Origin of the sequence: Roseateles agri (assembly GCF_034043675.1) — a bacterium.
Classification (GTDB): Bacteria; Pseudomonadota; Gammaproteobacteria; order Burkholderiales; family Burkholderiaceae_C; genus KK5.
In genome coordinates this window covers 1-21,364 of the sequence record NZ_JAXCLA010000001.1, presented here as the reverse complement: position 1 = coordinate 21,364, position 21,364 = coordinate 1, and the positions used below count along the sequence as shown (strand labels likewise).

The 21,364-nt window shown below is 67.8% G+C and carries 14 protein-coding genes; 9 read left to right on the top strand and 5 right to left on the bottom strand.

Annotated features, from left to right (window positions below):
* The first annotated feature begins 5 nt into the window (after positions 1–5).
* The 4 genes from SNE35_RS00070 to SNE35_RS00055 all read left to right on the top strand — a co-directional run bounded on the left by SNE35_RS00070 (position 6) and on the right by SNE35_RS00055 (position 5,661).
* Positions 6–1,943, top strand: a complete 1,938-nt coding sequence (locus SNE35_RS00070; RefSeq protein WP_320420683.1) for a branched-chain amino acid ABC transporter ATP-binding protein/permease — start codon at positions 6–8, stop codon at positions 1,941–1,943.
* Between the two features lie 17 nt (positions 1,944–1,960).
* Positions 1,961–2,683 (top strand): ABC transporter ATP-binding protein, encoded by a 723-nt coding sequence (locus tag SNE35_RS00065; RefSeq protein ID WP_320420682.1) that lies wholly within the window; start codon positions 1,961–1,963, stop codon positions 2,681–2,683.
* A gap of 113 nt (positions 2,684–2,796) precedes the next feature.
* A complete protein-coding gene (locus tag SNE35_RS00060) occupies positions 2,797–4,719 on the top strand; it encodes a YhgE/Pip domain-containing protein (protein WP_320420681.1) in 1,923 nt (640 codons plus the stop codon).
* Positions 4,720–4,740: 21 nt separating this feature from the next.
* On the top strand, positions 4,741–5,661 hold the full coding sequence (locus SNE35_RS00055) for a tetratricopeptide repeat protein (protein WP_320420680.1): 921 nt from the start codon (positions 4,741–4,743) through the stop codon (positions 5,659–5,661).
* A 1-nt stretch (position 5,662) separates the two neighbouring features.
* On the opposite strand, the gene SNE35_RS00050 is transcribed toward SNE35_RS00055, so the two are convergent.
* The gene (locus SNE35_RS00050; RefSeq protein WP_320420679.1) at positions 5,663–6,640 is read right to left on the bottom strand and encodes a helix-turn-helix transcriptional regulator; all 978 of its coding nucleotides are present in this window, start codon (positions 6,638–6,640) and stop codon (positions 5,663–5,665) included.
* 83 nt (positions 6,641–6,723) lie between these two features.
* Here SNE35_RS00050 and SNE35_RS00045 point away from each other — a divergent pair, with 83 nt between their 5' ends.
* Positions 6,724–7,824 carry an NIPSNAP family protein gene (locus tag SNE35_RS00045; RefSeq protein ID WP_320420678.1) on the top strand — a complete coding sequence of 367 codons (1,101 nt, stop codon included), beginning with the start codon at positions 6,724–6,726 and terminating at the stop codon, positions 7,822–7,824.
* On the opposite strand, the gene SNE35_RS00040 is transcribed toward SNE35_RS00045, so the two are convergent.
* The 4 genes from SNE35_RS00040 to SNE35_RS00025 form a co-directional block, all read right to left on the bottom strand.
* Positions 7,825–9,846, bottom strand: a complete 2,022-nt coding sequence (locus SNE35_RS00040) for a M3 family metallopeptidase (RefSeq protein ID WP_320420677.1) — start codon at positions 9,844–9,846, stop codon at positions 7,825–7,827.
* A gap of 11 nt (positions 9,847–9,857) precedes the next feature.
* On the bottom strand, positions 9,858–10,712 hold the full coding sequence (gene folD / locus SNE35_RS00035; RefSeq protein WP_320420676.1) for a bifunctional methylenetetrahydrofolate dehydrogenase/methenyltetrahydrofolate cyclohydrolase FolD: 855 nt from the start codon (positions 10,710–10,712) through the stop codon (positions 9,858–9,860).
* Between the two features lie 61 nt (positions 10,713–10,773).
* Positions 10,774–11,397 (bottom strand): response regulator transcription factor, encoded by a 624-nt coding sequence (locus SNE35_RS00030; RefSeq protein WP_077037755.1) that lies wholly within the window; start codon positions 11,395–11,397, stop codon positions 10,774–10,776.
* Complete coding sequence (locus SNE35_RS00025; protein WP_320420675.1) at positions 11,394–13,958, bottom strand: PAS domain-containing sensor histidine kinase; 2,565 nt, start codon at positions 13,956–13,958, stop codon at positions 11,394–11,396. Before SNE35_RS00025 ends, SNE35_RS00030 begins: the two co-directional genes overlap by 4 nt.
* A 154-nt stretch (positions 13,959–14,112) precedes the next feature.
* Here SNE35_RS00025 and aceE point away from each other — a divergent pair, with 154 nt between their 5' ends.
* From aceE to SNE35_RS00005, 4 genes are all read left to right on the top strand, one after another.
* Entirely contained in the window at positions 14,113–16,821 is a 2,709-nt protein-coding gene (gene aceE / locus SNE35_RS00020) for a pyruvate dehydrogenase (acetyl-transferring), homodimeric type (RefSeq protein WP_320420674.1), read from the top strand.
* 39 nt (positions 16,822–16,860) lie between these two features.
* Positions 16,861–18,528 (top strand): dihydrolipoyllysine-residue acetyltransferase, encoded by a 1,668-nt coding sequence (aceF, locus tag SNE35_RS00015; RefSeq protein WP_320420673.1) that lies wholly within the window; start codon positions 16,861–16,863, stop codon positions 18,526–18,528.
* Between the two features lie 13 nt (positions 18,529–18,541).
* Positions 18,542–20,341, top strand: a complete 1,800-nt coding sequence (lpdA, locus tag SNE35_RS00010; protein ID WP_320420672.1) for a dihydrolipoyl dehydrogenase — start codon at positions 18,542–18,544, stop codon at positions 20,339–20,341.
* A 120-nt stretch (positions 20,342–20,461) separates the two neighbouring features.
* On the top strand, positions 20,462–20,824 hold the full coding sequence (locus SNE35_RS00005) for a hypothetical protein (protein ID WP_320420671.1): 363 nt from the start codon (positions 20,462–20,464) through the stop codon (positions 20,822–20,824).
* Positions 20,825–21,364 lie beyond the last annotated feature (540 nt).

Sequence of the window (21,364 nt, the reverse complement as noted above, 5' to 3'; positions counted from 1 at the left end):
GCCCCATGAAGACGAAGAACCTCATCGCAGCGGTCGCGGGCGTCGCGCTGCTGGCTGCCTTCCCGCTGGCGGTCACGAACCCGTACTACATCCACCTGCTCGTCACGATCATGATCTACGCGATCGTGCTGTTCGGGCTGGACATCGTCGTCGGCTACACCGGGCAGGTGTCGCTGGGCCATGCCGGCCTGTTCGGCGTCGGCGCCTACGTGATCGGCACCTTGACGATGCACCTCGGTGCGCCGGTGCTGGTGTGCCTGGCCGCGGCCATCGCCATCACGGCGATCTTCGGCGCGCTGCTGGCGCTGCCGGCGCTGCGGGTCACAGGGCCTTATCTGGCGATGGTGACCCTGGCCTTCGGCACCATCATTCAGATCCTGATCAACGAGATGGACTTCCTGACCTCCGGTCCGATGGGCATCACGCTGAGCCGGCCGATGCTGCTGACGCACCAGCTCGACGAGCGCGAGTTCTTCTGGCTCGTCGCGGTGCTGATGCTGGCCTCGCTGGTCTTCGTCGACCGGGTGCTGCACTCGCACCTGGGCCGCACCTTCGAGGCGCTGCGCGGCAGCCCGGTGGCTTCGGACTGCATGGGCGTCTCGGTCTACCGCTACAAGGTCTATGCCTTCGTCATCAGCGCGGGCCTGGCGGGCCTGGCGGGCGGGCTCTATGCCTACTCGGAGCAGTACATCTCGCCGAACACCTACAACTTCGAGCTGACGGTGCTGTTCCTGCTGGCGGTAATCATGGGCGGGCGCAAGTCCCGCGCGGGCTCGCTGATCGGCGCCACCATCCTCGTGATGCTGCCCAACCTGCTGGACGACATCGGCCAGTTCCGCGTCGTCGCCTCGGTGCTGGCGCTGCTGGTGCTGGTGTCGGTGGGCGTGGCGATCCGGCGCGGCAAGATGACGGTGAAGGCCGCGGCCGTGCCGGTGGTCGGAAGCATCGCGCTGGCGCTGGTGTCCTTCACGCTGAGCGGCCTGGCCGACTGGCGGCTGACGATCTACGGCCTGATCACGCTGTTCATCGTCTACTACCTGCAGGACGGCATCGTCGGCTTCCTGCGCGTGGCGCTGAACCTGCGCACCGGCGCCGCGGCTGCCGCCGCCGAGGCCCGCGCGGCCGCGGCCGACGGCCTGCAGGCCCAGGCGCTCACCGTGCAGGCGGCCGGCAGCGGCGAGACCCTGCTCGACGCGAAGCAGGTGCTGATGCAGTTCGGCGGCCTGAAGGCGCTGAACCAGGTCGACCTGAACGTGAAGCGCGGCACCATCCACGGCCTGATCGGCCCCAACGGCTCGGGCAAGAGCACGATGATGAATGTGCTGACCGGCATCTACATGCCCACGGCCGGCACCGTCGCGTTCAAGGGCCGCGAGGTCAACGGCCGCAGTTCCTCGCAGATCGCGCTGTCGGGCATCGCGCGGACCTTCCAGAACGTGCAGCTGTTCGGCGAGATGACCGCGCTGCAGAACGTCCAGGTCGGCCTGCACCATGCGTACAAGTCCAACCTGCTGCAGGTCGCGCTGTCGCTGCCCGGCTTCAAGCGCGAGCGCCGTGCGAACGCTGCCCGCGCGCTGGCGCTGCTGGAGTTCGTAGGCCTGGCCGACGTGGCCGGCGAGGAGGCGCGCAACCTGCCCTACGGTCGCCAGCGCCTGCTGGAGATCGCCCGCGCGCTGGCGCTGGACCCGGAGCTGCTGCTGCTGGACGAACCCGCTGCCGGCCTCACCGCGCCGGACATCGCCGAGCTGCTGGCCATCATCAAGAAGATCCGCGAGACCGGCGTCACCGTGATCCTGATCGAGCACCACATGGACGTCGTGATGAGCCTGTGCGACACCGTCTCGGTGCTGGATTTCGGCCAGAAGATCGCGGAAGGCGAACCCGCCGCGGTGCAGGCCAACGAGAAGGTCATCGAGGCCTACCTCGGCGGCCAGGCCGCTTGACGCTGGGATAACGAGTTATGTTGACGATCAAGAATCTCAGCGCCGGCTACGGCAAGGTCCAGGTCCTGCACGGCATCGGCATCGAGGTGCCCAAGGGCCAGGTGGTGACGCTGATCGGCTCCAACGGCGCCGGCAAGACGACGACGATGCGCGCGGTCAGCGGCATGATCCGCCCCACCGCGGGCGAGATCACGCTGAACGGCAAGCGCATCGACGGGCTGGAGAGCTACACAATAGCCCGCCTGGGCCTTGCGCATTCGCCCGAGGGCCGGCGCGTGTTCGCGACGATGAGCGTGGTCGACAACCTGCGCCTGGGCGCCTTCCCGCGCTACACCGGCGCGCGGCCCAAGGGCGACGTCGATGCCGACCTGGAAAAGGCGATGGAGCTGTTTCCCCGCCTGAAGGAGCGCCGCACACAGCTGGCGGGCACGCTCTCCGGCGGTGAGCAGCAGATGCTTGCGATGGCCCGCGCGGTGATGCTGAACCCCGAGCTGGTGCTGCTGGACGAGCCCTCGATGGGCCTCGCGCCCATCCTCGTCGACGAGGTCTTCAAGATCATCGGCCGGCTGAAGGAGCAGGGCGTGACCATGCTGCTGGTGGAACAGTTCGCCGCCGCGGCGCTGGCCGTGGCCGACTACGGCTACGTGCTGGAGAACGGTCGCATCTCGGTCCACGGGCCCGCAGCCAAGCTGCGCGACGATCCGGCCGTGAAGGCCGCCTACCTTGGCGGCGGGCATTGATCCGACCTGGCAAGACCTGACCCTGTTCCTTTTCCCCATTCTGTCGGCCTGCTGACTTGCGCCATTTGTGCGATAAGCCGGTTTTGCCTTCTTTCTGATGGGGATCCATGCGCTTGTTTCGGGATGCAACGGCGATCGCTGGCGCGGAGGCAGGCCTGTTCCTGCGCTTCCCGAAGCTCGGCATCTCGGTGCTGGGCATCCTGCTGATCCCTTCGCTGTACGCGTTCATCTACCTGTCCAGCGTCTGGGATCCCTACGGCCGCGCCAGCGCGCTGCCGGTGGCCATCGTCAATCTTGATGAAGGTTTCGACTACGCGGGCCAGCAGGTCAACCTGGGTCGGGAGCTGGCCGACAGCCTGGTGGCCAAGCGCACCTTCGGCTTCGTCGTTTCGCGCGACGAGGACGCCGCGCGCGATGCGGTGCGCGCCGGCGGCACGGCCTTCGCGCTGATCATCCCGCGCGACTTCAGCGCCAACGCGGTGCCGGGTTTGCGCAGCGGCGGCGGGCAACTGATCGTGTTCGCTTCCGAGGGCAACAACTACACCGGCGCGGGCCTGGCCAAGCGCTTCGCGGCCGAGCTGGGCCACCAGGTCAACGAGACCCTGAACGAGAAGCGCTGGTCGCTGGTGCTCGGCAGCAGCGAGAGCGCGCGCCAGAGCCTCGGCCGGCTGCGTGAGGGCGTGGCCCGGCTGCGCAGCGGCGCGCTGGAGCTGGACAAGGGGATCGCCACGGCCAAGGACGGCTCGGCCAAGGTCGCCGGCGGCAGCGGCCAGTACGCCTCGGCCGTGGCGCAGCTGGGCGAGGGTGTCAAGCAACTCGGCGCCGCGCTGCGCGAGATCGAGAGTCGCCGCCCGCCGGCGCAGGACCTGCAGGCCTTGAAGAACGGCAGCGCGCAGCTGGCCGCCGGCCGTGCCGAGCTGGTGCGCGGGCTGGACGAGTTGCACAAGGGCGCCGTGCGCCTGACCGAGGGCGCCGTGCAGATGCGCGACGAGAGCAAGGACATCCTTTTCGTCGGCGAACGTGTCTCGGCCGGCGCCTCGCAGCTGGCCGATGGCGGGCTGCTGCTGAGCCAGGGCCTGCAGCAGGCCCACGCCGCGGAAGTGAAGCTGGCCGAGGGCGGCCAGAAGATGGGCATCGGCGTGACGGCGCTGGTCGACGGCGTGAACAGCCTGGGCGGCGCGCTCGGCACCATCACCGCGCGGCTGCCGGCCGACGGGCGGCTGAACGAACTGTCGGCCGGTGGCACCGCACTGGCCAGCGGCGCCCGGGGCCTGGATGGCGGCCTGGACAAGCTGCGCACCGGCGCCCACCAGCTCGTCGCCGGGCTCGACCTGCTGGCCGAATCCCTGCCCGACACCCCCGGGCTCGAAGGCGACCCGAAGGGCCTGGCGGCGTCGGTGACGCCGCATGTGGAGATCGACGCGCCGGTGCCCAACAACGGCACCGGCTTTACGCCCAACATCCTGCCGATCACGCTGTGGCTGGGCGCCGTGATGACCGCCTTCGTCTTCCACATGCGGCGCCTGCCCGAGAGCGCGCGCGGCGCCTCGCCGCTGGCGCAGGTGCTGGGCAAGCTGGCGCTGCCGGGCGTGATCGTGCTGATGCAGAGCGCGGTCGTGCTGGCCATGCTGATGCAGGTGCTGCACATCCACGTCGCGAACCTGCCGGCGCTGGCGCTGATGACCGGCGCGGCCTCGATCACCTTCATGCTGATCATCGTCGTGCTGACGCGCGCCTTCGGCGACGCCGGCAAGGCGCTGGCGCTGATCCTGCTGATCCTGCAGCTCTCGTCCGCCGGCGGCGTCTTCCCGGTGGAGCTGAACGGCCCCTTCTTCCGCAGCATCAGCCCGTGGCTGCCCTTCACCTGGGTCGTCAAGGGTGTGCGGGCGAGCATGTTCGGCGCCTTCGGGGCCGAATGGGTGTCGGCGCTGAAGGTGGTGCTGGGCATCATGGCCGGCGCGCTGCTGGCGGCGGTGTTCATCGGCCGCTGGCAGTTCGTGTCGCGCGAGGAGCATCGGCCGGCGCTGGACCTGTGAGGATCGATCGAGGAGCGATTGATGGGCGACATCGCAACACCTGACCCCGCGTGGGAAGCTCGCCTGGCAGCGCATTGGGCCACGCTGGACGCGCAGCCGCCGGGCGACTTCATCGTCGGCCTCGATGTGCTGCTGGCCGAGCTGGGCGCCAGTCATCCGGCCGCGCTGTTCGAGCGGGGTGCTGCACTCGATTCCACCGGTCGCCCCGCCGAAGCCGTGCCCTTGTACGAAGCCGCGCTGGCCGCCGGCGTGACGGGCCTGCGCCGCCGCCGCACGGTGATCCAGCGGGCCAGTTCGCTGCGCAGCCTCGGCGAGCCGCAGCGCGCCGCGGACGCGCTGGAGGCCGAACTGCGCGAGCAGCCCGACGACGAGCTGAGCGCCGCGCTGCGCGGATTCCTCGCGCTGGCCTGGATCGACCTCGGCCGTGAGCGCGAAGCCGCGGCTCTGGCGATCGGCGCGCTGGCACCGCTGCTGCCGCGCTACCAGCGCTCGCTGGGTCGTTATGCGGCGCAGATCGGCCAGCCGCCGGATGCGCCGCCGCGCCGTCCCATCGTGCTGATGCCCGGCGAGGGCCGGGCCTGGCCGATGGGCCCGCTTGCGGCCGTGTTCAAGGCCGATGAGGCGGAGACCGCTTCGAAGTACTCGATCTCCGAATGGTGGCTGGAGCCGCACACGCGCGGGCCCGGCACGCACCAGCACCCGGAGGACGACGTGTTCTACGTGATCGAGGGCGTGATGAGCCTGCGCGTCGACGTGCAGTGGTTCGACTGCCCGAAGGGCGCCTTCGTGCTGGTGCCCGGTGGCGTGCCGCACGATTTCGAGAACCGTGGCGCGCAGCGCGCCGGTGTGCTGAACCTCAGCGTGCCGGGGCCGTTCGAGCCGCACATGACAGGCATCGCCGACTGGTTCCGGGCGCGCTCGCCGCAGGATTCGCGCGCCTGATTCACGCGTACAGCGCGGCCAGCCGCGCCGCCAGGCCGACCATGCGCTCGCGCAGGTCCTTCGGGCCGAGCACCAGCGCATCCGGGCCGAGCCGCAGCAACTGGCCGGCCGCGTGCTCGGCGGATTCGATGGGGATGCGCAGCTGCGACCAGCCCTCGCGCTCGGGATCGGGCTTCGCGCTGCGCCGTGCTGCCTCGGCGACGGCGCTGCTGAAGTCATGCGTCAGCAATCTCAGCCCGCGCGCGCTGACCGAGAGACGCGCCTCGCCCCGGTACAGCTCGGCCTCGAAGCGGCGGGTCGATTCGCGCCAGTAGCCGGCCAGGTCGAAGCTGCGCGGGCGCTTGAACGGCTCGCCCAGGGCCTGCAGTTCCAGGATGCTCTGCAGCCGATAGGTGCGCGCCGGCCTGGCGGCCGAGCTGCGCGCGATCACGTACCAGATGCCCGCCTTCAGCACCAGGCCCAGCGGCTCCAGCTCGCGGCGTGGTGTCTCGCCCTGCCAGCTGTCGTAGCGGATGGCGATGCGCTCGGCCTGCCACACGGCGCGGGCGATCACGCCCAGGTGGTCGACCGGCGGCGCGTCGCGGTACCAGTCGACCGGATCGAGGTGGAAGCGCGTGCCGACGCGCTGCGCATCGTCCTGCCATTCGGGCGGCAGCGCCGCGCGCAGCTTCAGCTGGGCGGAAGCCAGCGCCTCGCCGAGGCCGAGGTCCGCAGCTGGCCCGGGCAGGCCGGCGAGGAACATCGCCTGCGCCTCGGGCGCGGTCAGGCCGTCGAGCTTGGTGCGCCAGCCCTCGCGCAGCTGGAAGCCGCCGTTGCGGCCGGTGTCGGCCCAGATCGGCACGCCGGAGGCGCTGAGACGATCGACGTCGCGGTAGATCGTCCGCACCGAGACTTCCAGCTCGCGCGCCAGCGCCTGGGCCGACACGCGGCCGCGGCCCTGCAGCAGCATCAGGATCGAGAGGAGGCGGCTGGCTTGCATCGTTCCTCGATTCTGCCGGGAAAGGGTGACAGGCCTTGTCAGGGTTTGGAGATCAGCATGGCCACTTTTCCAGGAGATCCGCCATGAGCTTCACCCCCACCGTCTTCGAGCTGCGCAACTACACCTTGCACCCCGGTCGCCGCGACGAGCTGATCGCGCTGTTCGAGCGCGAGTTCATCGAGGCCCAGCAGGACTGCGGCATCACGCTGCCAGGCCTGTTCACCGACATGGACCGGCCCGACCGCTTCGTCTGGCTGCGCGGCTTTTTCGACATGGCCGCGCGGCCCGAGGCGCTGGCGCGCTTCTACACCGGCCCGGTGTGGCAACAGCATCGCACCGCGGCCAACGCGACGATGATCAATTCGGACGACGTGCTGCTGCTCAAGCCCTTCGGCGCGCCCGTGCCGAAAGCGAGCGGAGCCGGGCGAATGTTCGTCTGCGTCGATTGCGTGATCCAGACCGAGGCCGACGCCACCGCGATCGACGCGGTGCTGACGGCGAACCTGGACGGCGAACTGGTCGGCCGCTGGATCACCGACCCGACACCGAACAACTTCCCGCGCCTGCCGGTCCGCGAGGGCGAGCGGCATGCGGTCTGGCTGCTGCGCGTGCGTGGTGACTTCGATGCGGCGATGTTGGCGCCTTGGACGCCGCAGGTACTGCGGCTGCAGCCCACCACGCGCTCGGCCTTGCAACTCGATGCAGCACCGCGCGCCTTCGTCGGCCGTCCTGGCGATTTCGATTTCCTCGTCGGCCGCTGGGCGGTGCGCAATACCCGGCTGATGACGCGCTTACAGGGCAACACGACCGATTGGCGCGAATTCCACGGCGTCCAGCAAGCCTGGTCGCACATGGGCGGGCAGATCAGCTTCGACGAACTCAGTTGCGAGTCCGAGGGCTTCGCCGGCGCGACGATGCGCACGCTGGACATGGCGACGAAGCAGTGGGCGATCTACTGGGTCAACAGCCGCACCGGCAAGCTGTACCCGCCGGTGCACGGCGGCTGGTGCGGTGACCGCGGCGAGTTCTACGGCATCGAGGAAGACAGCGGGCACACGGCGCTGGTGCGCTTCGTCTGGGAGCGCCTGGGCACGGACGCGGCGCGCTGGACCCAGGCCTACTCGATCGACGGCGGCCGCAGCTGGGAGAACAACTGGCGGATGGATTTCACCCGCCTGGCCTGATCAGGCCATGCCCTGATGCCGCAGCAGCGCGTCGATCGTCGGCTCGCGTCCGCGGAAGGCCTTGAAGTTGTCGATCGCGTCGCGCGAGCCGCCGACTTCGAGGATGTTGTGCAGGTAGCGCTGGCCGGTGGCGGCGTTGAACACGCCTTCTTCCTCGAAGGCGCTCCACGCGTCGGCACTCAGCAGCTCCGCCCACTTGTAGCTGTAATAGCCCGCCGCGTAGCCGCCCGCGAAGATGTGGCTGAAGCTGTGCTGCATGCGGTTGAAGGCCGGCGGGACCATCACGGCGACTTCCTGGCGGACTTCGTCGATCACGTCCTGGATCTGCGCCTCGGTCCCGGGCTCGGCGTGCAGGCGCATGTCGAACAGCGCGAACTCGATCTGGCGCAGGGTCATCAGGCCGCTCTGGAAGTTCTTAGCGGCGGTCATCTTGTCGAACAGCTCGCGCGGCAGCGGGGCGCCGGTGTCGACGTGGGCGGTGAGCTGCTGCAGCACCTCCCACTCCCAGCAGAAGTTCTCCATGAACTGGCTGGGTAGCTCGACGGCATCCCACTCCACGCCGCTGATGCCCGCGACGCCGCGCTCGCTGACCTGGGTCAGCATGTGATGCAGGCCGTGGCCGAATTCGTGAAAGAGGGTGGTGACGTCGTCGTGCGTCAGCAGCGCCGGCTTGTCACCGACCGGCGAGGTGAAGTTGCAGACCAGCTGGGCGACGGGCGTCTGTTGCGTGCCGTCCGGCTTGGCCCAGCGGCCGCGCACGTCGTCCATCCAGGCGCCGGGGCGCTTGCCGTTGCGGGCGTAGAGGTCGAGGTAGAACTGGGCGACCAGTTGCCCCTTGCGCTCCAGACGGTAGAACTTGACCGACTCGTGCCACAACTCGGCATTGGCTTGCTCGACGATCTTCACGTCGAACAGGCGCTCGATGATGTCGAACAGGCCTTGCAGCACGCGCGGCGCGGTGAAGTACTGGCGCACCTCCTGGTCGCTGAAGGCGTAGCGGGCCTCCTTCAGCTTCTCGGAGGCGTAGCTCACATCCCAGGACTGCATGTCGCTCAAACCCAATTCGGCTGCGGCGAACTCGCGCAGTTCGGCCAGGTCCTTCTCGGCAAAAGGCCGCGCGCGGGCGGCCAGGTCGCGCAGGAAGCTCAGCACCTGCTCGGGCGAGCTGGCCATCTTGGCGACCAGCGAGGCCTCGGCAAAGTTCTTCAGGCCCAGCAGCTGCGCCTCTTCCTGGCGCAGCATCAGCAACTCCTGCATCAGCGCGGAGTTGTCCAGCTCGGGCTTGGCGCCGATCTCGCTGGCGCGGGTGACGTAGGCGGTGTAGAGCGTCTCGCGCAGCTTGCGGTCGGTACCGTACTGCATCACCGGGAAATAGCTGGGGAAGTGCAGCGTGATCTTGTGGCCGTCCTTGCCCTCGGCCTGGGCGGCAGCGCGCGCGGCCTCGACGGCATCGGCCGGCACGCCGGCCAGTTCCTCCAGCGTCGCGTAGTAGGCGAAGCCGTCGGTGGCGTCCATCACATGCTCGGAGAACTTCTGGCTCAGCTCGGCGCTGCGCTCCTGGATCGCGGCGAAGCGCGCCTTGGCCTCGCCCTGCAGCTCGGCGCCGCCGAGCACGAAGTCGCGCAGCGCGTGGCGCAGCGCCTGCTGGCGCGCGGCGTTCAGCGGCTTGGCATCGATGGCCTTGTACTTGGCGTAAAGATCTTCGCTGGCGCCCAGCCGCGTGTAGAACTCGGTGACGGCCGGCAGCATCGAGTTGTAGGCCTCGCGCAGCTCGGGCGTGTCTGCCACGGCGTTCATGTGGCCGACGGCACCCCAGGCCACGCCAAGCCGCTCGCAGGGCACGTCCAGCGCGGCTTGCATGGCGTCGTAATCGGCCGGCACCGCGGCCGAGGTGGCGGCCGTCAGCGCCTGGTCGGCGGCGGCCAGCAGTTCGGTGATCGCCGGGGCGACGTGCTCGGGCTTGATCGAGCCGAACAGCGGCAGCGGGGCGGTGGACAGCAGGGGGTTGTCGGTCAGGCTCATAACTTCCTCGTTCAGCGGACGGTGCGTTCGGCGGATTCCATCGTGTTCACCAGGAGCATCGTGATCGTCATCGGGCCGACGCCGCCAGGCACCGGGGTGATGTAGCCGGCGACCTCTTTGACGCCGTCGAAGTCCACGTCGCCGCAGAGCTTGCCTTCGTCGTTGCGGTTCATGCCCACGTCGATCACGACGGCACCGGGCTTGACCATGTCCGCCGTCAGCACATTGCGCTTGCCGACGGCGGCCACGATCACGTCGGCCTGGCGGGTGATGGCGCCCAGGTCCGCGGTGCCACTGTGGCAGATGGTGACGGTGGCGTCCGCCTGCAAGAGCATCATCGCCATCGGCTTGCCGACGATGTTGCTGCGGCCGATCACGACCGCGTGCTTGCCGCGCAGGTTCTTCATGCCGATGCTTTCCAGCATCTTCATGCAGCCGTAGGGCGTGCAGGCCTTGAAACCCGGCTCGCCCACCATCAGCGCGCCGGCGCTGGAGACGTGGAAGCCGTCCACGTCCTTGGCCGGCGAGATCGCCTCGATGACCTTGTGGTCGTCGATGTGCTTGGGCAGCGGCAGCTGGACCAGGACGCCGTGGATGGCGGGATCGTTGTTCAGCGCCTCGACGCGGGCCAGCAGTTCGGCCTCGGTCATCGTCGCCTCGTACTTCTCCAGCACCGAGTGCATGCCCGCTTCCTCGCAGGCCTTGACCTTGTTGCGGACGTAGACCTGGCTGGCCGGGTTGTCGCCGACGAGGACGACCGCGAGGCCCGGCTTGACGCCCTTGGCCGTCAGCGCGGCGGCGCGTTGTGCGACTTCGGCGCGGACTTGTTTGCTGAGGGCGTTGCCGTCGATCAGTTGTGCGGTCATCAGAGCTACTCCAGAAATGCAACGAGGCCGCATTCAGCGGCCTCGTGGGGACGATTCAGATTCAGACTTTCGCCGGGGCACCCAGCGCGATCTTCAGCAGATCGGCCACCGTGTTGGCGTTGAGCTTTTCCATGATGTTGGCGCGGTGCGCCTCCACCGTCTTGATGCTGATGCCGAGGTCGTCGGCGATCTGCTTGTTCAGGCGGCCGGCGACGATGCGCTCCAGCACCTGCGCCTCGCGGGTCGTCAGGCGCGACAGCAGGGCGTCGCGGCTGGCGGCTTCCTGGTGCGTGCTGAAGGCGTTGCGGGCCTGGTCCAGCATGCGCTCCACCAGCGCGAGCAGTTCGTCTTCCTTGAAGGGCTTCTCGATGAAGTCCATCGCGCCCTTCTTCATCGTCTGCACGGCCATCGGCACGTCGCCATGGCCGGTGATGAAGACGACCGGCAGCGGGCTGCGGCGCTCGATCAGGCGATCCTGCAGCTCCAGGCCGCTCATGCCGTCCATGCGGATGTCGGCGATCAGACAGGCGACTTCGCGAGGGTCGTAGCGGCTGAGGAAGGATTCGGCCGAGTCGAAGCACTTGACCCGGTAGTCCTTGCCCTCGAGCAACCATTGCAGGGAGTCTCGGACGGCCTCGTCGTCATCGACGACGTAGACGTTACCCTTCTTCGGAATCAGGCTCATGGTGTCGCTTGTAAGTTCACTGCGGGGGCGCCCCCGCCCGGGTCGGCGCGGGAGATGTCTACCGGGATGGTGAAGGCGAACCGACATCCCACGATAGCGGAAGCATTGTATAAGTTCTCCGCCCGGATCCGGCCCTGGTGGGACTCGACGATGGACCGGCATAACCCTAGGCCGATGCCCATGCCGTCGGCCTTGGTCGAGAAAAAGGCCTCGTACATCCGGGAGATCACTTCCTCGGGCAGGCCGGGGCCCATGTCGGTGACGCTGAATTCGATGTGCCCGCCCAACTCGGGGGTGTGCTTGGGCACCACACGCAGCTCGATGTGCCGGCGGCTGGCCGGCAGCGAGGCGTTGTCGATGGCCTCGGCGGCGTTCTTCAGCAGGTTCATCAGCACCTGCTCGATCAGGATCGGGTCGACCATCAGCTGCGGCAGGCGCTGCGCCACATAGGTGTGGATCGCCACGCTGCGCCGGCGCAGCTCGATGCCGGCGAGTTCCACCGCGTCCTCGACGATGTCGGCGGCCTGCGCGGCCTGGCGCTGCGGCTCGCTGCGCTTCACGAAGTTGCGGATGCGGTGAATGATCTGGCCCGCCCGCTGCGCCTGCTTGGCGGTTTTCTCCAGCGCGGAGAGCAGGTCGTCCTTCTGGATGCTGTCGCCGCGCACGCGGCTGACCATGCCGTTGCAGTAGTTGGTGATCGCGGTCAGCGGCTGGTTCAGCTCGTGGGCGACCGAGGAGGCCATCTCGCCCATCGTCATCAGGCGGCTGGTGACCTGGGCCTTCTCGGCCTGCTGGGCGGCCAGCGCCTCGGCGCGGCGGCGCACGGTGATGTCGGTGGCGATCAGCATCTGCGCCAGGCGCCCGTCGGTCCACTGCAGGTAGCGGGAGCGGACGTCGAACCACATCTCCAGCGATTCGACGTAGACCTCGCGCGGGTCGGAGCCGGCCTCGGTCAGCGCCTGCGTGGGCAGGCCGGTGTAGTCGTCGATCTCTTCGTCGATCTCCGCGGGGATGTTGGCGCGGGCCGCCAGCGGGCCGCCGGCCAGCAAGGCGTGGCCGGCCGGATCGGCGCCGAACCAGAGCCGGTAGGAGCGGTTGGCGAACAGCAGCTCGCCCTGCTGTACCGAAAGCACCGACACGGCGGCGTCCAAGCCTTCCAGCACCGTCGTGAAGCGCTCGTGCGAGGCGCTCAACTGGTCGCGCACGCGCTTGGCCTCGGTGATGTTGGTGATCGAGGCCATCCAGCCGCTCTGCTTGCCCTTGCTGTCGACCAGCGGCGAGACATACATGCGCGCGTCGAAGATCGTGCCGTCCTTGCGCATCACGCGCACCTCGGCACCGCCGGCCGGGCTGCGGCCCTGCACTTCCTGCTGCTGCAGGCGGGCGTTCTCCTCGTAGCGGTCGGTCGGCCAATAGGGGAAGGGCGGCTTGCGCCCGATCAGCTCGGCCTCGGAGAAACCGGTCATCGCACAGAAGGCCGGGTTCACGTAGGAGATACGCGACTCCATGTCCATCGCCCGCATGCCGGTCAGCATGGAATTCTCCATCGCGCGGCGGAAGTTGGTCTCGCTGGCCAGCGCGGTCTGGATCTGCAGGCGCCGGCGCATGTGGCGCCAGGTGCCCAGCAGCATCCAGACGGTGAGCACCGACAGCGCGACGACCATCCAGAACAGCGTGTTGGAGATCAGGCCGATCGAGGTGCGGTAGCCCTGGCCGCGCAGCACCAGGCCGTTCAGCGCTGGTGCCAGCGGCACGTCGTGGATGATCGAGGCGCGCTGGATGCGCTGGCCCGGCATCGGCGTGACGGTGCTGGAGACGACCTGCTCGCGGCCGTCGAGCACGACGATCGCATGCCGCGTCGCCACCTCCGAAGGCACCGCATGGCGCAGCAGCGCCTCGACGCTGTACTCCGCGATCAGCACGCCGGAGAAGCCGCTGCGGTCCACCAGCGGCACGTGGATCTGGAACACCGTCGTGCCGCTGGTGTCGGCGAAGGGCAGCGAATAGACCGGCTGGCGGCGCTCGCGGGCGGCCAGGAAGGCCAGTTCGGGGGGGCTCGACTGGTTGGCCAGCGGCAGCGAGGGGTCGCTGCTGTTCTCGTTGGGCACCAGGCTGTCGTCCTGGTAGCCGCCGGCGCTGACGTAGGCACGGCGGTCGCGGTGGTTGCCGATCCAGTCGACCTCGGTCAGCTCGGGCCGCTCGCGGACGAGCGCGCGGGCCTGGGCGGCGAACTCGCGCGTGTCGACGGTGCGGGTGCCGATCTCGCGGGCGAGCCGCACCAGTTGTTCCTGGTTCTCGATCAGGCGCAGGCGGATCTGCTGCTGGGCGATCTCGGTGTCGCGCTTGACGGCCTCGGTCTCGCGTTCGATTTCCTCGTTGCGCAGGTACCAGAAGGCGGAAATGATCGCCGCCAGGAACAGCAGCACGGAGATCAGCGGGCCCAGCGTCGCGAAGCGGTCCTGGCGCGCGGGGGACTGGCGCCGCCACCAGCCGGCGACGATGCGCTGCAAGGGAAGCAGTTGACGGCGGGCGACGCCGCGGAAATCGATCGACAAAGGCATAACTGAATTATCGAGCGGCATGGAGGAGACCCCGCTGCGGACCTTCCCTCATTTCACAATTTGAAAATCACTTGCGCCATTTGGAAGTGCTGAAGACTTGTGAGACACTCCCGCGCACCTTTCCGAGAGCCCTTCCAAAAGCAGGAGACGACCCATGTCCGCCCAACCGACAGAGTTCCTTGGCGCCGCCCCGAACGACGCCGATCCGCAAGAAACCCGTGAATGGCTGGACGCGCTGTCCGCCGTCATCGGCGAGGAAGGCGGCGACCGCGGCCACTTCCTGCTGAATACCCTGATCGATCACGCGCGCCAGGCCGGCATTGACGTGCCGTTCAGCGCCACCACCGCCTACGTCAACACGATCCCGACGGACCAGGAAGAGCGCTTCCCCGGCAATATCGAGATCGAGGAACGCCTGCGCGCGATCATGCGCTGGAACGCGATGGCGATGGTCGTGAAGGCCAATCGCCTGCACCCGGACGACGGCGGCGACCTCGGCGGCCACATCTCCAGCTTCGCCTCGCTGGCGACCATGCTGGGCTGCGGCTTCAACCACTTCTGGCACGGCGACGATGGCGTGCACGGCGGCGACCTGCTCTACATCCAGGGCCACAGCGCGCCCGGCATCTACGCCCGCGCCTTCATGGAAGGTCGCATCACCGAGGAACAGCTGCTGAACTTCCGCCAGGAAGTGGACGGCAAGGGCCTGTCCAGCTACCCGCACCCGAAGCTGATGCCCGAGTTCTGGCAGTTCCCCACCGTCTCGATGGGCCTGGGCCCCTTGATGGCGATCTACCAGGCGCGCTTCCTGAAGTACCTGCACGCCCGCGGCATCGCCGACACGAGCAAGCGCAAGGTGTGGGTCTTCCTGGGCGACGGCGAGATGGACGAGCCGGAATCGCTGGGCGCCATCGGCCTGGCCGCGCGCGAAAAGCTGGACAACCTGATCTTCGTCGTCAACTGCAACCTGCAGCGCCTGGACGGCCCGGTGCGCGGCAACGGCAAGATCATCCAGGAACTGGAAGGCGAGTTCCGCGGCGCCGGCTGGAACGTCATCAAGCTCGTCTGGGGTTCCTACTGGGATCCGCTGCTGGCTCGCGACAAGGACGGCATCCTGCGCAAGGTCATGATGGACACGGTCGACGGCGACTACCAGGCCTTCAAGGCCAATGACGGCGCCTTCGTCCGCAAGAACTTCTTCGGCCGCCACCCCAAGCTGCTGGAGATGGTCGCGAAGATGAGCGACGAGGACATCTGGCGCCTGCAGCGCGGCGGCCACGATCCGCAGAAGGTCTACGCCGCCTACCACCGCGCGGTGAACACCGTCGGCCAGCCGACCGTCATGCTGATCAAGACCGTCAAGGGCTACGGCATGGGCAAGATCGGTGAAGGCAAGAACACCGCCCACCAGACCAAGAAGCTGCAGGACGACGACATCCGCGAGATGCGCGACCGCTTCAACATCCCGGTCAGCGACGCGGACCTGCCGAACGTGCCGTTCTACCAGCCGCCCGAGGGCTCGCAGGAACTGAAGTACCTGCACGAGCGCCGCAATGCACTGGGCGGCTATCTGCCCAAGCGCCGCCCGAAGACCGACGAGAGCCTGAAGGTGCCCGAGCTGGCCGCCTTCCAGGCCGTGCTCGACCCGACCGCCGAGGGCCGCGAGATCTCGACGACCCAGGCCTTCGGCCGCTTCCTCACGCAGCTGCTGCGCGACAAGGACCTCGGCCCGCGCACGGTGCCCATCCTCGTCGACGAGGCGCGCACCTTCGGCATGGAAGGCCTGTTCCGCCAGATCGGCATCTACAACCCTGCGGGCCAGAACTACACCCCGGTCGACAAGGACCAGGTGATGTACTACCGCGAGGACAAGGCCGGCCAGGTCCTGCAGGAAGGCATCAACGAGGCCGGCGGCATGGCCTCGTGGATCGCCGCGGCGACGTCGTACTCGACGAACAACCGCGTGATGATCCCGTTCTTCGTCTACTACTCGATGTTCGGCTTCCAGCGCATCGGCGACCTGGCCTGGGCGGCGGGCGACATGCAGGCCCGCGGCTTCCTGCTGGGCGGCACGTCGGGCCGTACGACGCTGAACGGCGAAGGCCTGCAGCACGAGGACGGCCACAGCCACATCCTGGCCGCCACCATCCCGAACTGCATCAGCTACGACCCGACCTTCGCGCACGAAGTGGCGGTGATCCTGCACTCGGGCCTGAAGCGCATGGTCGAGAACCAGGAGAACGTCTACTTCTACCTGACCCTGCTGAACGAGAACTACCCGATGCCGGGCCTGAAGGCCGGCACCGAGGAGCAGATCCTCAAGGGCATGTACCTGCTGGAAGAGGCGCAGCAAGGCTCGGCCGTCACGGTCAACCTGCTGGGCTCCGGCACGATCCTGCGCGAAAGCCAGGCGGCCAAGAAGCTGCTGGAAGAGGAGTGGGGCGTGGGCGCCAACGTCTGGAGCTGCCCGAGCTTCAACGAACTGGCCCGCGACGGCCAGAACGCCGAGCGCTGGAACCTGCTGCACCCGACCGAACTCGCCTGCGTGCCTTACGTGACGCAGCAACTGAGCAAGGTCCAGGGTCCGGTGATCGCGTCCACCGACTACATGAAGAACTACGCGGAGCAGATCCGCGCCTTCATCCCGGCCGGCCGCACCTACAAGGTGCTGGGCACCGACGGCTTTGGCCGCTCGGACTTCCGCTCCAAGCTGCGCGAGCACTTCGAGATCAACCGCCACTACATCGTCGTCGCCGCGCTCAAGTCGCTGGCCGATGAAGGCAAGGTGCCGGCGCAGAAGGTGGCCGACGCCATTGCCAAGTACGGCATCAACGCCGACAAGATCAACCCGCTTTACGCGTAAGTTCAGCGCCTAACGCTGAGTTTCTACGGAGACAAGAACATGGCATTGCTTGAAGTGAAGGTGCCGGACATCGGCGATTTCGATGGCGTCGGCGTCATCGAACTGCTGGTCAAGCCCGGTGATACGGTGAAGGTGGAACAGAGCCTGATCACCGTCGAGAGCGACAAGGCCTCGATGGAGATCCCGTCCAGCGCGGCGGGCGTGGTCAAGGAGCTGAAGGTCAAGGTCGGCGACACGGTCAAGGAAGGCAGCGTGGTGCTCGTGCTGGAGACGGCCGGCGAGGCTGCGGCCCCCGCACCGGCTGCCCCGGCTCCCGCCGCGGCTGCGCCCGCACCCGCTCCGGTGGCTGCTGCGCCCGTTGCTGCTCCGGCCGCACCGGTGGCCGGCGGCGGCACGGTCGACATCGTCGTGCCGGACATCGGCGACTTCGACGAGGTCGCGGTGATCGAGGTGATGGTCAAGCCCGGCGACACCGTGAAGGTCGAGCAGAGCCTGATCACCGTCGAGAGCGACAAGGCCTCGATGGAGATCCCGTCCTCGCACGCCGGCGTCCTCAAGGAGCTGAAGGTCAAGGTCGGCGACAAGGTCAGCAAGGGCTCGCTGCTGGCGGTCCTCGAAGCGGCTGGCGGCGCGCCTGCCGCGGCTGCCGCGGCACCGGCTCCCGCACCCGCGCAGGCGGTGCCTGCCAGCGCGCCGGCTGCCGAGCGCGTTGCGCCGACGGCCTCGCTGCCCGCCCATGAGCCGACCGCTCCCACCGGCAAGCTGCCCCACGCCTCGCCCAGCATCCGCAAGCTGGCGCGCGAACTGGGCGTGCCGCTGGCCGAGGTCAAGGGCTCCGGCGCCAAGGGCCGCATCGTCGAGAGCGACCTGCAATCCTTCGTCAAGGGCGTGATGGCCGGCGCCATCCAGACCTCCGCGCAGAAGGCGTCCGCGCCCGCAGCCGGTGCGGCTGCTTCGTCGGGCGGTGCCTTCCCCGGCCTGCTGCCCTGGCCCAAGGTGGACTTCGAGAAGTTCGGCCCGGTCGAGCGCAAGGAGATGTCGCGGATCAAGAAGATCTCCGGCGCCAACCTGCACCGCAACTGGGTCACGATCCCGCACGTCACCAACCACGACGACGCCGACATCACCGAGCTGGAAGCCTTCCGCGTCCAGCTGAACAAGGAGAACGAGAAGAGCGGCATCAAGGTCACGATGCTGGCCTTCATGATCAAGGCCACCGTCGCCGCGCTCAAGAAGTTCCCCGAGTTCAATGCCTCGCTGGACGGCGACGGCACGCTGGTGCTGAAGAACTACTTCCACATCGGCTTCGCAGCGGACACGCCGAACGGCCTGGTCGTGCCGGTCATCCGTGACTGCGACAAGAAGGGCATCTTCCAGATCAGCCAGGAGATGAGCGAGCTGGCCAAGAAGGCGCGCGACGGCAAGCTGGGCCCGGCCGACATGACCGGCGGCTGCTTCTCGATCTCGTCGCTGGGCGGCATCGGCGGCACCTACTTCACGCCGATCATCAACGCGCCTGAGGTGGCGATCATGGGCGTCTGCAAGAGCAGCACCCAGCCGGTCTGGGACGGCAAGCAGTTCGTGCCGCGCCTGATCCTGCCGCTGTCGCTGAGCTGGGACCACCGCGTGATCGACGGCGCTGCCGCCGCACGCTTCAACGTCTACTTCGCGTCGCTGCTGGCGGACTTCCGCCGCATCGCCCTCTGAAAGGACCGATGACATGGCAACGATTGAAGTCAAGGTGCCGGACATCGGCGATTTCGATGAAGTCGGCGTGATCGAGGTGCTGGTGAAGGCCGGCGACACGGTCAAGGTCGAGCAGAGCCTGATCACCGTCGAGAGCGACAAGGCCTCGATGGAGATCCCGTCGAGCGCGGCCGGTGTGGTCAAGGAAGTCAGCGTCAAGGTCGGCGACAAGGTCAAGCAGGGCTCGGTGGTGCTGACGCTGGAAGCCAGCGGCGAAGCTGCAGCAGCGGCTCCTGCAGCCGCCGCGCCTGCAGCCCAGGCTCCGGCGCCAGTCGCGGCGGCTCCCGCCCCGGCGGCCGCCACTTACACCGGCAGCGCCGACCAGTCCTTCGACGTGGTCGTGCTCGGCGGCGGCCCTGGCGGCTACTCGGCCGCCTTCCGCGCTGCGGACCTGGGCCTGAAGGTCGCCATCGTCGAGCGCTATACGACGCTCGGCGGCGTCTGCCTCAACGTCGGCTGCATCCCGTCGAAGGCGCTGCTGCACGTGGCGGCCGTGATGGACGAGGTCAAGCACTTCGCCGACCTCGGCGTCGAGTTCGGTGAGCCCACCGTCGAACTGCCCAAGCTGCTCAAGCACAAGCAGAAGGTCGTCGGCAAGCTCACCGGCGGCCTCGCGATGATGGCCAAGATGCGCAAGGTGACGGTGATCCGCGGCTACGGCTCGCTGGTCGATCCGAACCACCTGAGCGTCGAGGAAACCACGGGCGCAGGCCAGGAGCGCACGGGCAAGACACAGACCGTCAACTTCAAGAAGCTGATCATCGCCGCCGGTTCGCAGGCGGTGAGCCTGCCCTTCATGCCCAAGGACCCGCGTGTCATCGACTCGACCGGCGCGCTGGAACTGAGCACCGCGCCCAAACGCATGCTGATCGTTGGCGGCGGCATCATCGGCCTGGAGATGGGCACCGTCTACTCGACCTTGGGCGCGCGCCTGGACGTCGTCGAAATGCTGCCCACGCTGATGACCGGCGCCGACCGCGACCTCGTCAAGGTCTGGCAGAAGATGAACGCCCCGCGCTTCGACAACATCATGTTGAACACGAAGACGGTGGCCGCCGAAGCGACGCCCGAGGGCATCAAGGTCACCTTCGAAGGCGAGGGTGCCCCGAAGGAACCGCAGCTCTACGACCTGGTGCTGCAGGCCGTGGGCCGCACGCCCAACGGCAAGAAGATCGGCGCCGACAAGGCCGGCGTCGCCGTCACCGACCGCGGCTTCATCCCGGTCGACGTGCAGATGCGCACCAACGTGCCCCACATCTTCGCCATCGGCGACCTGGTGGGCCAGCCGATGCTGGCGCACAAGGCGGTGCACGAGGGCCACGTGGCCGCCGAGGTCATCGCCGGCGAACTGCTGGGCGACGACAAGCTGGCCAAGAGCCAGTTCGACGCCCGCGTGATCCCGAGCGTGGCCTACACCGACCCCGAAGTGGCCTGGGTGGGCCTGACTGAAGACGAAGCCAAGGCCAAGGGCATCAAGGTCAAGAAGGGCCTGCTGCCGTGGTCCGCCTCCGGCCGCGCCATCGCCAACGGCCGCGACGAGGGCTTCACCAAGCTGCTGTTCGACGAGGAGACGCACCGCATCGTCGGCGGCGGCATCGTCGGCACGCACGCTGGCGACATGATCGGCGAGATCGCCCTGGCCATCGAGATGGGCGCTGACGCCGTAGACATCGGCAAGACCATCCACCCGCACCCGACGCTCGGCGAGTCGATCGGCCTGGCGGCGGAAGTGGCGCATGGGTCGTGCACGGACGTGCCGCCGGCACGCAAGTAAGCAAGTAAGAAGCGCGACAAAGGCGGCTCCGGCCGCCTTTTTTCATGGGGCGTCATGCATGCATCTCAGCAACATGGCCAGGCTAGGCTGTGGCTCTTTCCACTTGTCCTGTTGCGTCACATGAAGCGTCTCGTCCTGATCGCCGCATTCGCCCTCCCGCTGATCGCTGCCGCACAGCCGCCCGCGCCACCGGCTCCTATGGCCCCTCCTGCGCCGCCGGCACCGAAGCCGATGTCGCCCGAGCACATGCAGCAGATGATGCAGGCCTCGATGGGCGCGATGGCTCCGGCAATGGCACAGATGACCAGCGCGATGGTCGAGGCGCAACTCGCTGCCGCGGTGAAACCCGAGACTGCCGAACGCATCGCCGTCTTCAAGCACAACCTCTACGAGTCGCTGCTGAAGAAGGGCTTCACGCAACAGCAGGCCGTCGAGATCGTCGTGGCCACGCCGCTGCCGGGCTCGTCTTCGGGTGGGCGCTGATTCTGCCGAGGTCGCACAACACAATGCCAATACACGGAATCGCCCACTACAACTTTCGCTTGCAGCGACAGCTCATGGAGGAAGTCCGCGCGTTCTATGAGGCGGTGGTTGGCCTTCAGGTGGGGCCAAGGCCGCCTTTTCGGTCTTTCGGGTATTGGCTGTATACGGATGGACGCGATGTACTTCATCTGTCCGAAGAACTCCCAGAGGACAAGAGACCTATCGGCTCCGACTTCACTTCAGTAGTCATTGACGCAGTGCTGGCGCAGGTGGTCCGAGATTCGTCGTTCTATGAGGTCAGCGATGGCTCTGTCTAGCTCTGCGCCCGAGTCGACTCGCAACGGCTGGCCTCTGCGGGCCGTCATTTCATTCTGGCCCTCTGTTCCCAGCCGCTGCTCGCGGCTCAGCTAGATCTACAAGGGCTTCCCCAAGAGTCAAGCAAGACTTGACCCCTGACGATCGACGCGTCGACCATCCTGCTTAGGATCTCCGCTGGCTCCGCGACTGCAGTGGCGTCGAGCGATGAAGAAGAACAACGAG

Excerpts from the sequence above, each read along its gene's own strand:
- aceF (WP_320420673.1), top strand. The coding sequence starts at position 16,861 with ATGGCATTGCTTGAAGTGAAGGTGCCGGACATCGGCGATTTCGATGGC.
- SNE35_RS00070 (WP_320420683.1), top strand. The coding sequence starts at position 6 with ATGAAGACGAAGAACCTCATCGCAGCGGTCGCGGGCGTCGCGCTGCTG.
- lpdA (WP_320420672.1), top strand. The coding sequence starts at position 18,542 with ATGGCAACGATTGAAGTCAAGGTGCCGGACATCGGCGATTTCGATGAA.
- SNE35_RS00045 (WP_320420678.1), top strand. The coding sequence starts at position 6,724 with ATGAGCTTCACCCCCACCGTCTTCGAGCTGCGCAACTACACCTTGCAC.
- SNE35_RS00055 (WP_320420680.1), top strand. The coding sequence starts at position 4,741 with ATGGGCGACATCGCAACACCTGACCCCGCGTGGGAAGCTCGCCTGGCA.
- SNE35_RS00025 (WP_320420675.1), bottom strand. The coding sequence starts at position 13,958 with ATGCCTTTGTCGATCGATTTCCGCGGCGTCGCCCGCCGTCAACTGCTT.
- SNE35_RS00040 (WP_320420677.1), bottom strand. The coding sequence starts at position 9,846 with ATGAGCCTGACCGACAACCCCCTGCTGTCCACCGCCCCGCTGCCGCTG.
- SNE35_RS00065 (WP_320420682.1), top strand. The coding sequence starts at position 1,961 with ATGTTGACGATCAAGAATCTCAGCGCCGGCTACGGCAAGGTCCAGGTC.
- SNE35_RS00050 (WP_320420679.1), bottom strand. The coding sequence starts at position 6,640 with ATGCAAGCCAGCCGCCTCCTCTCGATCCTGATGCTGCTGCAGGGCCGC.
- SNE35_RS00005 (WP_320420671.1), top strand. The coding sequence starts at position 20,462 with ATGAAGCGTCTCGTCCTGATCGCCGCATTCGCCCTCCCGCTGATCGCT.
- aceE (WP_320420674.1), top strand. The coding sequence starts at position 14,113 with ATGTCCGCCCAACCGACAGAGTTCCTTGGCGCCGCCCCGAACGACGCC.
- SNE35_RS00030 (WP_077037755.1), bottom strand. The coding sequence starts at position 11,397 with ATGAGCCTGATTCCGAAGAAGGGTAACGTCTACGTCGTCGATGACGAC.
- folD (WP_320420676.1), bottom strand. The coding sequence starts at position 10,712 with ATGACCGCACAACTGATCGACGGCAACGCCCTCAGCAAACAAGTCCGC.